The sequence below is a fragment of the Flavobacterium sp. NG2 genome (genome assembly GCF_034119845.1).
In the GTDB taxonomy this organism is placed as follows: domain Bacteria; phylum Bacteroidota; class Bacteroidia; order Flavobacteriales; family Flavobacteriaceae; genus Flavobacterium.
On sequence record NZ_CP139420.1, the window covers coordinates 1,409,790 to 1,423,725 of the forward strand.

The 13,936-nt window shown below is 35.7% G+C and carries 6 protein-coding genes; 3 read left to right on the forward strand and 3 right to left on the reverse strand.

The window, feature by feature from the left end; genetic code table 11:
* The first annotated feature begins 33 nt into the window (after nt 1-33).
* Together SLW70_RS06050 and obgE are read left to right on the forward strand one after the other, a co-directional pair.
* Nucleotides 34-1,257 carry a hemolysin family protein gene (locus SLW70_RS06050; RefSeq protein WP_320891761.1) on the forward strand — a complete coding sequence of 408 codons (1,224 nt, stop codon included), beginning with the start codon at nt 34-36 and terminating at the stop codon, nt 1,255-1,257.
* A gap of 75 nt (nt 1,258-1,332) precedes the next feature.
* Nucleotides 1,333-2,334 carry a GTPase ObgE gene (obgE, locus tag SLW70_RS06055; RefSeq protein WP_320891161.1) on the forward strand — a complete coding sequence of 334 codons (1,002 nt, stop codon included), beginning with the start codon at nt 1,333-1,335 and terminating at the stop codon, nt 2,332-2,334.
* Between the two features lie 100 nt (nt 2,335-2,434).
* Here the strand turns inward: obgE and SLW70_RS06060 are convergent, their stop codons facing one another.
* From SLW70_RS06060 to SLW70_RS06070, 3 genes are read right to left on the reverse strand one after another with little or no spacing between them, the layout of a single operon-like run.
* On the reverse strand, nt 2,435-4,366 hold the full coding sequence (locus SLW70_RS06060; protein ID WP_320891162.1) for an OmpA family protein: 1,932 nt from the start codon (nt 4,364-4,366) through the stop codon (nt 2,435-2,437).
* A gap of 10 nt (nt 4,367-4,376) precedes the next feature.
* Entirely contained in the window at nt 4,377-5,297 is a 921-nt protein-coding gene (locus tag SLW70_RS06065) for a type IX secretion system membrane protein PorP/SprF (RefSeq protein WP_320891163.1), read from the reverse strand.
* 53 nt (nt 5,298-5,350) lie between these two features.
* Nucleotides 5,351-7,651: a gliding motility-associated C-terminal domain-containing protein gene (locus tag SLW70_RS06070; protein ID WP_320891164.1), complete on the reverse strand. Its 2,301-nt coding sequence runs from the start codon at nt 7,649-7,651 to the stop codon at nt 5,351-5,353.
* Nucleotides 7,652-7,965: 314 nt separating this feature from the next.
* On the opposite strand from SLW70_RS06070, the gene SLW70_RS06075 reads away from it, so the two are divergent.
* Nucleotides 7,966-13,776: a T9SS type B sorting domain-containing protein gene (locus tag SLW70_RS06075; RefSeq protein WP_320891165.1), complete on the forward strand. Its 5,811-nt coding sequence runs from the start codon at nt 7,966-7,968 to the stop codon at nt 13,774-13,776.
* Nucleotides 13,777-13,936: the final 160 nt, after the last annotated feature.

The window sequence follows — 13,936 nt, forward strand, 5'->3', positions numbered from 1 at the left end:
TTTTTTCTGATACTACTAAATGGAATTTTCTCCATGTCCGAAATCGCCTTGATTTCTGCCAGAAAAAACAGATTAGAATCATCGGCAAAAAAAGGAAATCAAAGTGCTAAAATGGCACTTAAGTTAGCCAATTCACCTAATGAGTTTTTGTCAACAGTTCAAATCGGAATCACACTAATCGGAATTCTTACAGGTATCTATTCTGGAGATAAAATCACTACCGATGTAAAGTTGTTTGTGAGTTCATTTGAAATATTAAAACCCTATGCTTCCTCGATTGCCGTTGGACTAGTAGTAGTGGTTTTGACCTTTTTCTCTTTAGTGTTAGGAGAGTTAGTTCCTAAACGCATCGGATTAAATTATCCTGAGAAGATTGCCAAATTGGTGGCTATGCCCATGAAAATGGTTTCGATTGTAACCGCACCATTTATTTGGTTACTAACAAATTCTACTGAATTTTTATTGAATTTTTTCCAAATAAAACCTTCTGCTGACGGTCGTGTAACCGAAGAGGAAATCAAAGCCATTATCAAAGAAGGAACCGAAGGGGGAGAAGTTCAAGAAATAGAACAGGATATCGTAGAACGTGTTTTTCATATTGGAGATAGAAAGATTAATTCCTTAATGACGCACCGAAAAGCGGTGGTTTTACTGCCTTTAAATGCAAATAAAACCCAAGTGAGAGCAAGTGTTCTAGAGGAATTGCATTCAGTTTATCCTGTTTATGGAGAAAATTACGATGATATAGTTGGGGTAGTGGATTTGAAAAATATTTTTGCCACAATTGAAAATGCCGACTTTGGTTTGCAAAGTATTATGGCTGAACCTCCTTTTATGATGGAGCACACTACAGCTTATAAGGCATTAGAAGAATTTAAAAAATCAAATATTCGCTATGCCTTAGTAACCGATGAATATGGAGTTTTTCAAGGAATGATAACCATCAATGATATATTAGAAGCCTTAGTAGGTGACGCTTCAGATTTTCATAAAGAGGAATTCAAGTTAATTGAAAATCCAGATGGGAGTTGGTTTGTAGATGGTCATTATTCATTACACGATTTTTTAACGTATTTTGAGTTAGACGATTTAACCAATGACTATGAAGTAACCACGGTAAGTGGATTAATCATGACCGAATTAACACATATTCCAAAAGAAGGCGAAATCTTGATTTGGCAAAAAATGGAATTAACAGTCGTCGATATGGATGGCGCAAAGATTGATAAAGTAATGGTGAAAGCTATTAAGAATTAAATTGGTTTCAGGTTTCAAGTTTCAAGTTCTCTGCAGAACTTTAAACGTTGAACTTTAAACTTTAAACAAAAGAATATGACTGAAGGGAATTTTGTAGATTACGTAAAAATATTTGTTTCGTCTGGTAAAGGAGGAAAAGGATCTACTCACTTACATAGAGAAAAATTTATTGAGAAAGGTGGGCCTGATGGAGGTGATGGAGGACGTGGAGGTCACGTAATTTTAGTGGGAAACAAAGCGCTATGGACGTTGTTTCATCTCAAGTTTGCTCGTCATATCAAAGCAGGTCACGGTGGTGATGGTGGAGGAGATCGTAGTACAGGAGCTGATGGTGATGATAAATTTATCGAAGTACCATTAGGAACTGTAGTAAAAGATAAAGAAACGGGTGAAATCTTATTTGAGATTACCGAGCATGGTGAAAAACGAATTCTTTCTCGTGGTGGTAAAGGAGGATTAGGAAACTGGCATTTTAGAAGCTCAACGAATCAGACACCTCGTTACTCTCAACCAGGTTTGCCTGGAACGGAGATGGATGTGATTTTAGAATTAAAAGTTTTAGCTGATGTAGGTTTAGTAGGTTTTCCTAATGCTGGAAAATCAACCTTACTTTCTGTTTTAACTTCTGCAAAACCTAAGATTGCGGATTATCCTTTTACAACTTTAAAACCTAATTTAGGTATTGTGGCGTACAGAGATTTTCAATCTTTTGTAATAGCTGATATTCCTGGAATTATCGAAGGTGCTGCCGAAGGAAAAGGATTGGGTCATTATTTCTTGCGTCATATTGAGCGTAATTCGACTTTGTTGTTTATGGTACCCGTAGATACTCCTGATATCAAAGGGGAATATGATATTTTAGTGAATGAATTAACTAAGTATAATCCTGAGATGCTCGATAAGGAACGTTTGTTGATTATCACAAAATGTGATATGTTAGACGACGAACTAAAAGCAGAACTGAAAGTGGAACTAGACGTAGCTTTTAAAGATATTCCTTATTTGTTTGTGTCTTCAGTCGCACAACAAGGGTTGACGGAGTTGAAAGACAAATTATGGCAGATGTTGAATGAGTAAATTCAATTTGTCTCTACATAAATTAAGAAAACCACTATGTTGCAAGTCGCTTCATAGTGGTTTTTTGATTTAATACTTTCCTTTTCAGGAAGTAAGTTTGTTAATTCATTGCAGTCACAATAAACTCACTTCGTCTGTTGGCTTGATGTTCCTCTTCAGAACATTCCACACCATTAGAACATTTATTTACTAATTGAGATTCACCATAGCCTTTACCGGTTAATCTATTGGCATTAATACCATTTTTAACTAACCAATCTATCGTTGATTTAGCTCTTCTGTTTGATAAGGCTTCATTGTATGAAGTAGATTGACGACTGTCAGTATGCGAACGAACATCAATTTTCATTTTTGGATGTTGTTTCATTGCATCTAATATTTTCTCTAGTTCGAATGCAGCTTCTTTAGTGATATTAGCTTTATTCAAGTCAAAGTATATTACTTTGATGCCAAAACATTTTGCTAAGTCACCGCCAATTACAATTTGACAACCTACTTTTTCTAACGCCATCGGTTGATTTGTTTTACCAGTGATGGTGCTAGTAGCCACTTTACTTTCTTTAGTAACATAATTTGCAGCAGTAGCTCTCACGTAATATGTTTTTCCACATTCTGCCTCAAAAGCATAATGTCCTTGTGCATCAGACGTGAATTCTTTTTGAAGTTCAAACTTTTCATTAAACAAACTTAATTTTGCATTTGGAAGCACCATGTTTGTTTCTAAATCGGTTACAACTCCTTCTACTTGTTGGTTGCAACGAGTTTCAGCAAATTTGTAAATATCATCATATCCTTTTCCACCAGCTCTGTTGGAGCTAAAAAAACCAGTACCTGTTTTACTATCTATGATAAATCCAAAATCATCTTGAGGACCATTGATGGGAGCGGCTACATTTTGAACTTCTTTGAAGCTTCCATCTTGTTCTATTTTAGAAACAAAAACATCAAAACCGCCTAATCCCGGACGTCCGTCACTCGCAAAGTATAATTTATTGTCATCTGAGATGAAAGGGAATGATTCTCTCGCTTCAGTATTAATTGTGGCTCCTAAGTTTACTGGGGTTCCAAAACTCCCATCATTTTTGATAGCTACTTTATACAAGTCTGATTGTCCTAAAGTTCCTGGCATATCCGAAGCAAAATACAAGGTTTTACCATCTGGGCTTAATGCAGGGTGAGCAACACTGTAATTATTACTATTAAAAGGAAGTTCAGTAACATTATCCCAAGTATCGCCTACTAAGGTCGCTTTGTATAATTTTAACATGGTAACTTTGTCCGCGTTTTTACCTTTTTTACCATCCAAAAAGTTGTTTCTAGTAAAATAAACCGTTTTACCATCTTTTGTAAATACAGGCGTCGATTCATGAAACTTTGAATTGATATTCTTCCCGCCAAAAGGTTTAGGTTCTTCTAATTTTCCATTAGGTGAAATTTTCGAAGCATACAAATCAGTAAAGGATTCATTGGTTTGTTCAAAAACTTTTCCTGTGCTTCCCTCTCTTGCAGAGGCGAATATCAATTTATTTCCGACTAAGGCGCTACCATAATCTGAAGATTCTGAATTGATTCCTGCATTTTCGATTGTATATCGACCGGAATTGGCTTTGATAACTTCAAGGTAATTTTTATGACTGGCATAAAGTTTTGCTCTTTTGTCGTTACCTGACTTTTTATTGAATTGATCCATCGTTTCGTTGGATTTATCATATTTGCCAGTTGATTTTAAGGATTGTGCATAACGATAATAATATTCAGCTTCTTGATTTTTATTCATCGCAAAAAGCTCTCCATACCATTTTTCGGCTTTCGGCAGTTCCGCATTAAAATAATAAGCGTTTCCTAAATTTTGAAACATCTTTTCATTTTTATAACCTTTCTCCGCTATTCGCTCGTAGGTAGCAATAGCGTCAACAAAAGAATTATCTTCATACTTTTTATCGGCTGCTTCTACTTGAGCTTTTTGGGAGTATCCGTTTTGTAAAACAACAGCTAGCAAAAGTGCACTGTATACGAGTTTTTGTATTTTCATAATTGTACTTTTAGAAGAATCTTGGAGAGATTATTATGTTTTTCTTTGTAAATAATTCATAACGAAGGAATACTTCATGTGAGCCTGAATTGTTATTCGCAAACTTTGTGGCATCCCTGTCATAAGCATATCCTATAAACCATGAATTGCTTGCTTGAAAACCAACTAGAGCACTATAAGCAGCATCCCATCTGTAAGCAAGACCAGCGGTGAATTTTTGATTAATCAAGAAATTAGCTGATAAATCCGCTTGTAAAGGAGTTCCTTGTGCAATTTTTGTAAGCAAAGAAGGTTTGAATTGAAGGCTTGGAGACAAATCAAACACATATCCCCCAATGAAATAATAGTGAATTTTTTCAGTGGCGATAAAGCTTGATGTACTTCCTGATTCATCATAATGTTTGCTCTCTAGGATATAAGGTGCTGAAAATCCAACATAGGCTTTGTTAGAATGTAAATAAATACCGGCACCAATGTTTGGTAAAAACTTATTGTCAATATTCTCTTGGTACCTTGGGTCTCCTGGATTTGCAAGATGTAATTTTGTAAAATCTACATTCAGTAAACTAGCACTTCCTTTTATACCCAAAGACAATTTGTAGTTTTCTGAAACTGGTACGCTATATGAAAGGTCTACTGCGATATTATTTTTGTCTTGTGGGCCTATTCGATCATTTAGAATAGATACTCCTAGTCCTAGATTCTTACTAATAGGTGTGTTAAGTGATAAATTATTGGTCACTGGTGCACCGTCTTGACCTACCCATTGTGTACGATGCAAAGCAAATACACTCAAGGTTTCTCTTGATCCAGCATAAGCAGGATTGACTACAATAGTATTGTACATATATTGAGTGAACTGTGCATCTTGCTGGGCATAACTGATGCTTGATAAAAGCACTAAAACGAATCCTATAAATTTTGTCTTCATATATTTTTTTTAAAATTGAGAACCTGTTTACAATAAACAGTTATACAATAGTTTTATCGATTGATGTATAGATACCCTGAACGTTCCTTTGTTTCTCCATTAGAATTTACATACTTAAGTGCGTAAAAATATGTCCCTTCTGGTAATTCAGTGGATGCGGATACCGTAGTTCTACCTTCTGATACTCCTCTGAAATATTTATTTCCAATTCCATAACCATTTGCCTCATAAACAACAACTCCCCATCGGTTATATATTTGTAGTGAGTTATTAGGGTATTTTTCAATATTTCTAATCATAAAGACTCTGTTGTCCTCATCATTACTTAAAGGAGAGACTCCATTAAAAATTTCGATATCACAACTTGTGGATAAATAAAGTCCTGACTTTGGAAGTGTTGCATGTGATTGGTTTGAATTACAAGGATCTAAAGGGTTAGTGTTATCTGTAACCTCTGTGCCGTCAATTACTCCGTCTCCATCGGAATCTGGATTTGCAGGGTCTGTTCCTCTGCTGACCTCCGCTGAATTTGATAAACCATCATTGTCGCAGTCTAAATTTGGATTATCAAAACAAGATGTTACTACTACTTGTATCGTACCTACATTGGATACTGCCCCTAAATTATCTTGAATAACATAACTTATAGATGAGTTTCCTTTGAAAGTAGCTACTGGAACAAATGTTACAGTTCCATTGCTATTAGCAGTATATGTTCCTTGACCTGTAACAGTAAATGAAGTTTGAATATCAGCTGTTAATGGGTCTAGATCTATTGTTGTCGCATTAATAGTTCCATCACTATCAGTATCGTTACTTGCTACTGGAACAATCACTGAAGTTCCCATTAATGTCGTAGCATTATCGTTATTAGCTATTGGTGGAATGTTCAAGAAACCTAGTTTACCAGACAATGAAGTGATAGTTCCACATAAGTAGTCATCTGATGTTACTAAAACTCTGTATCTATAGTCCTTCATCGCAAGAGTTACACCAGTGATGTTTAAATTAATGGTGTTGGCACCACTATAATTACCTCCATTTGAAATATCGGACCAGTTTGCTTCTCCATTTGTGCTTAACTGCCATTTATAGGTTGGGTTAGTTGATAGGCCTTGTGTTGTTGCTGTGAAGGTAGCTGTTGTTACACCTGTGGCTAATAATTGATCTGAGGGTGCATTGACTTTGCTAGGTATAATTGCTAAATCATAGGTTCCATAATAGGATGCGCCTAGAACTCTACCTTGAGAATCTACTGGCGCTACTGCTCCATTAGTCATACCATATTGTTGTCCTGGTGCTGCAGCTGTGTTAGAAAAATAATATTCATTTGAATCCGAACAACCATCGTTATCTGAATCTAAATCATAAATATTTGGAATTCCATCTAAGTCAGTATCCGTAGCATTTCCTATACTAGCTAACATTATTGTTTTTCTTTCACCAACTAAGGTTGTGTACGTTCCAGTGATACCAAAAACATAATTACTTTCAGTATGTGAATCATATGAAAGAATTAAACTGTAATTAGCATTGTTATAGTCAGAATTTGAATGATTAGGAATACCAACAGTTGAAGTTAATGCTGCTGGTCTATAATAATTAAAGTTGGTTCCAGGACCTCCAATGCCAGTGTTCCCAAAAGTAAAACCAGCTGCTGTTAAAGTTGACCCTACAATAGGAGCTCCTTTTATGTTGTTTGTGTTTGCGTATCCTACAACTTCTCCGAAGGGTCTTGTAGTTCCATCGCCATCTATATCTGCAAGAGATAATGTGATATGTCCAACAGTTGAAGGTGTTATAGGCCCTGAAGCAGATGCTGAGCCTGCAGGTACAAATTTAAGTGAATAAGTGAAGTATGGGTTTTCAACAGCATTTACATTTTGAATTACTATATTTCCTGTTGATTCGATAGTAACTCTTCCTGATGTGCCTAGTGATACGCCTGTTATTTCGACTATAGCATCATAAGTAAAGCCTAAAGAGCTAAGTGCATTTGGTTTTATCAGTCTGTTTCCAACTACTAATCCGCTTGAAGGGATTGTGGAGGGGCTAAAGGGAGAAAAACCATCTAATGTTACATAATTTACTTTTGACTCATCTACATCTAAAATCCCATCATTATCATCATCTAAATCAATATTATTGGGAACTCCATCTCCATCAATATCTAGTGGATCTACAGCTAGAGCTTGAGTCGAAATAGTACTTCTGTTTTTGCCTATATCCAATTGTAAGACTGTTTGAGCTATTGTCGATACAAAAAAACACGTCAGAAGAATTAACTGTGAAGTTTTTGACGTAAAAAAAGGCCTAAGCCTTTCCAAAATTGATTTTGTTGTTTTTTCTGTCATAATAAAAAAATATAGATTAAAATAATTATTAATTAAGTCGAGTAAACTGTTAATTCGACTTCATTTTTTTAAGCAAAGTGTTAAAAAATCAATCTTAAATAAATTGGTATACCAGTTTGGAAATCCAAATATAATATATATATTTAATTTTTATTAAAAAGTTCAATTAAAAAAAACTAGTGTAAAAGAGTATAATACAGTGGTTTGAGCCTGTTTTTTGACATGCTTTAACAAAACAACTGGGTTTTGTTAAAATTAACAAACAAGGGGTTTTATGGCAGTGAAAGATTAACAACCAAAATAGTACTAATAAAATGAAAAAAATAATCGTTCTATCGTTTATATTAATTGGCGTATTTAATTCTTATTCGCAATTAAGTAAGACACACTACATTCCGCCTTTGACTACGGCGTCAAATGTGGTGCCTTCCGATCATTACCTTTACATTTCGACACCAACTGTTGGCTGGGTTAACCTAACAATTACACCCATTGGAGGTACACCTATTACCGCTCAAGTTAGAAATGGTTTGCCATATGTTCTTTCAATTGGTACAGGTATCAATACTCCTTTGTTTGTTGACAATGCAAACTTTGGAATCAATTTGAACAAAGGATACATTATTGAAGCTGCAGAAGAAGTGTTTGTAAGTGCACGTGTAAAAGCTTCAGGAAGTGATCATGCAGGAGGTTTAGTGAGTAAAGGAACAAGTGGGTTAGGTAAGGAATTTAGACTAGGAGGTTTTCTAAATCCAAATGCAGGAGACACAAGAAACACCAATTTTGCTTCTATTCTTGCTACGGAAAATAATACAATTGTAACTATTACCAATCTTGGTGCAGGTGCTCAGTTTCCTGATGGATCATTAATTCCAGTACCGTTGACGGTCACTTTACAAAAGAATGAAACCTATGTTTTGAATTTAAGCCGAATTAATGGAAGTGCTATTAGCAATAGCTCAAAAATGATTGGAGGTTTGGTACAGACTAACAAACTTGTTGTGGTCAATTGTGGGTCAATCGCTGGAAGTAATAACACAACCACAAATGGACGAGATTTAGGTTTTGATCAAATTGTGTCTTATGAAAAAACAGGTAAAGAATATATTTTTGTTAGAGGTGGAGGAACTACCAGTAACAGCTACGAACGTGTTTTATTAATTGCAAACAAACCAAATACAGAAATATACTTAAATGGTAGTACAACGCCATTTACTACTCTTGCGAATCCAGGGGATTATATTGCTCTAGATGGTAGTAGTTATATCAATGGCAATATGTATGTAAATACCTCAGAAGCTGTTTTTGCTTACCAAAGTGTTACTGCTAATAATTCTGAGCCTGAGAAAAAACAAAATATGTTTTTTGTGCCTCCGCTAAACTGTGCTACACCTAAAATAGTAAACAATATTCCTTTAATAGATAAAATAGGGACATTGACTTTTACGGGGAATGTGAATATTGTTACCGAAGCAGGTTCGACCGTTACAATAAACGGAGTCAATACAACTGCTACCCCTATTGCAGTAACAGGCAAAACGAGTCCGAGTTTTGTACGATATTCTGTTTCATTGACTGGAAATGTAAAAATTGAATCGACTTCACAATTATACGTTTCGTACAATGGGGTTAATAACGATGCTTCTTATGGTGGATATTATTCGGGTTTTGATACCAAACCGGTCGTTTCTTATCCGCCAGTTTCTGCAACTTCACTCTGTATTCCTAATGTGACACTAACGGCAACTGTAACAAATCCAGCAGACACTTTTACGTGGTACGTAAACTCGATTTTAGACAACAATCCTGCTAATAATACCCCCATATCTGGAAACAACACCAGTATAATGACCCCTTCGATTCCAGGTTATTATACTGTCAAAAGAACCGTGACTGGTTGCGACTCACTTTTATCAGATCCGATTCCGGTTAGTGTTTGTGCAACAGATAGCGATGGAGATCTTGTGAATGATAATATTGATAACGATAATGATAATGACGGAATTACAAATTGTACAGAATCATATGGAGATGTGCCTGTAAATACTTTAACTTATACAGCTGGTACGATAACAGCTGGTACGGGAGCATATTCCAATAGCTTTACAGGAATACGTACTACTTCCTCTCAAGCTACTGCTGTTCCATATGCTGGAAATGCTGATGGAACCTTTGTAACAAGTGTACCTGCAGGCTCATTCAATTGGGTGTCTTATGAAATGATTTTTGCTAATCCTATAACGATTGGGATAGACTACGCACCAACTACACTTCCTGCTAATTATTTGAATACTGATTCGGATTATATTTTAAATTCAGATATTGGCAGAACAATCACGGTTTTAAATCCAGATGATCAATTGTTGATTGATACAAATTATGATGGTATATATGAGAGTGGTGTAAAAGAATTTACCTCATTTGAAATTAGATTTAAAATCAATGGTGCTACCTCATTGAACCCTGCAATAGCAACATTTAAATTTTTTAGTTATTTGGCTAATAAAATTAAATTCACGCATAAAAACTTGTCATATACTAATACGACCAATTCTAGTTTGCGCTTCTTTGCTGCTTGCGTTCCTAAGGATTCGGATGGAGATGGAATACCAGATCAATTAGATGCTGATAGTGATAACGATGGTATTTTGGATATCGTTGAAGCACAAGCTGGGAATAAAGTATTAGCCAATCTAGACGCTAATAAAAATGGACTTGATGATAATTTCGAACCTTTTACTGCGCCGGTTGATACTGACGGTGATGGTGTTCCAGATTATTTGGATTTAGATAGCGATAACGATGGTATTTTAGATTCAGCCGAAAAAGCTATTGATACGGATAATGATGGTATTAAAAATTTTCGTGATTTAGATAGTGATGGAGATTTATGTAATGATGTTATCGAGGCTGGATTTACAGATGCAAATGGCGATGGTATATTAGGCAACGTTCCTGCGACTATAGATGCAAGAGGAAAAGTAACTAGTGGAACAGATGGTTATACCACCCCAAACGGTAATTATCTCGTTTCAGCTCCAATTGTAATCACTACACAACCACAAGTTTCGACAGATTGTACTACGCAGAGTGCTGTCATTAACATAGCTGACAATGGTGGAAACAGTTATCTTTGGCAAGTTTCCTCAGACAATGGTGTAACTTGGACTTCGGTTTCAAATAATGCAACCTATTCTGGAGCAACTACAAATACCTTAACTATTTCTGCAGCTACAAATGGCTATAAATACCGAGTAGAATTGAGTAAAACAGGTAATTCATGTCCTGTACTTTCTTCGGAGGTGACTTTAAATCTAAGTGGCTCCCCAGTAGTGACTGATGTTACTATGGTACAATGTGATACTGATTTAGATGGGAAGATGGCTTTTGATTTAACTTCTAAAGAGCCTCAAATCTCAGCAAATTATACTGTAGAAACGTTTAAATATTATACATCACAAGCAGGTGCAAATAGTGCCAATCCCGCTGAATTAATTTCAAATCCCGCTGGGTATACAAATGCAACAGCACATAATATGAATGTATGGGCAAGAGTTGAAAATGCTGCTGGTTGTTCTAATGTTGCTAAAATTGCACTTCAAGTGGGAGCTAAAATCCCTACTGGATTTGTTTTTGCATCGCCACCAGCGCCGGTTTGCGATGATGCAGTACAAGATGGCATCACTAGTTTTAACTTAACAACAACCAAAGCAGCATTTGAAGCATTATTTCCAGCTACAGGTTATACAGTTTCTTTTTATAGCAATCAAGCTGATGCAACTGCACAAACATCTCCAATAAGCAATCTGTCGAATTATAGAAATACAATTGCCAACACACAACCTATATGGGTTCGAGTGAATAACAACAATACAGCTGATTTTGGTAATTGCTATAGCTTAGGTACGTATTTTTCATTGAATGTAGAAGCTTTACCTGTTGCTAATACTGTTAACATTCCTAGACAATGTGATGACGACCAAGATGGTAAGTTGACTTTTAACACTTCTACTTTAGAGAGTGTTTTATTGAATGGGCAAACCAATAAAATTGTCACTTATTTTGATGCAGCTAACAATCCCCTAAAGGATGCCAATGGTGTTTTAATCACAAGTCCTTTTCCAGCGACTTTTACCACTAGTTCACAAACAATAAAAGCGGTTGTGACAAACAATACCGCACAAAGTTGTTCGGCTCAAACTGCTATTACTTTTACAGTTGATCCAGCTCCAATTGTTAACAACACAGCCATAACAATTTGTGATACAGATTTAGATGGTTTTGCTAGTTTTAATTTGACTGCAAATAATAACCAAATTTCTGCAAATGCTGCGAGTGAAACGTTTGATTATTATACTACTCAGGCTGGTGCTATGAACGGGACTCCTGCAGATTTAATAGCAAATAAAACAGCTTTTACGAATACCACTAAACATAGTATGGATGTTTGGGCTAGGGTCGTGAGCGCTAATGGATGTCCAAGTGTGGCAAAGATTACCTTGAATGTTGTTGTAGCTTTCCCTTCTGGGTACAATGTTCCTATAACAGCAGTTTGTGATGATGATCGAGATGGAGTTACTACTTTTGATATTAGTGCTACAAAAACAACTATGGAGGCGCTTTTGCCTCCTGCTGGATATTCTATTGCTTACTATAGGAATCAAGCAGACGCTACCGCACAAATCAATGCGATAACTGATATTTCAAGTTATAGAAACGTTGGTTACTCAAATACCCAACAAATATGGGTACGCGTTAACAACACTTTAAGTCCTAGTTGTTTTAGTGCTGGTCCTTATATTACTTTAACTGTAGAGGCTAAACCTACTGCAAATCCAGTAGTCGTACCAAGACAATGTGATGATAATCAAGATGGAATATTGACCTTCAATACGAGTACCTTACATAGTACAGTGTTAAACGGACAAACTAATAAGATAGTAACCTATTTTGATCAAGCTGGTAATACTTTGCCAAGTCCATTTCCTGCTACATTTACTACAGCATCACAAACCATTAAAGCAGTAGTGGCTAATAATACGCCACAAGCTTGTTCTGACTCAATACTTATTGTGTTTACGGTTGATGTTAAGCCAGTAGCAAATCCAGTGGCTCCATTAATAGCTTGTGATAATGAGTTGGATCCTTTGTTGCAAGATGGAAAATTTCCTTTTAACACCTCTTCTGTTCAATCTGCTATACTAGGAAATCAAACAGGAATGATCGTTAAATATTTTGATCAAGCGGGTAATGCTTTGCCAAGTCCGCTTCCTAATCCTTTCTTATCAGGAACGCAAAATATAACGGTTAGGGTAGAAAATGCTGCAAATACAAGTTGTCCTGCTACCGAATCGATATCGTTTGTTGTTAATCCGTTGCCTAATATTAACTTGAATACTAATGGTGGAGAAGATGAATTGATTTGTTCTGATAGCCCTGGAATATTATTGCAACTAAATGCAGGAATTCAAGATAATTCACCAATAAGTAGTTATACTTATCAGTGGTCTAAAAACGGTATTGACATAGCAGGAGCAACTTCCTATAATTTGAACAATGTGAATGCCGAAGGGATTTATAGAGTTAAAGTAACCAATGCTTCTGGTTGTAGTAGAATTAGAAGCATCAAAGTGAAGGCTTCAAATATAGCTACCATTCAATCTATCGATATTGTAGATTTTAGCGATATTAACACAGTTACAGTGCATGCAACGGGGTCTGGTGAATATGGTTATAACTTAGATGATATATCAGGGTTTTACCAAGAATCAATTTATTTTTATGATGTTCAGCCTGGAATTCACGATGTATTTGTGAAAGATAAAAATGGTTGTGGAATTGTAAGTCAGACAATTGCTGTAGTAGGTGCTCCAAAGTTCTTTACTCCCAATAATGATGGAATCAACGATACTTGGAATGTAAAAGGTATTGAAGCAACAGCAAATGCAGGTTCACAAATTAATATTTTTGATAGGTATGGGAAATTGGTCAAGGAGATAAATACTTCGGGACCAGGATGGGATGGTAACTACAACGGATACTCCTTACCTGCGGATGATTATTGGTACACTTTGCAATTAAAAGATGGTAGAATAATAAAAGGGCATTTCTCTTTAAAGAGATAATTGCTGCCTTTGTTTGATTTTATAGTTTTATTCAAAAAAAAGAGGTGGCCATAAAAGGCAACCTCTTTTTTTTCTTAAAAATGTTTTAGGATTAAAAGGGTTAGTATTACTTTATTTTTTATATAAGAATAATAATGTGTGCTTTTAAATTTTCAACAAA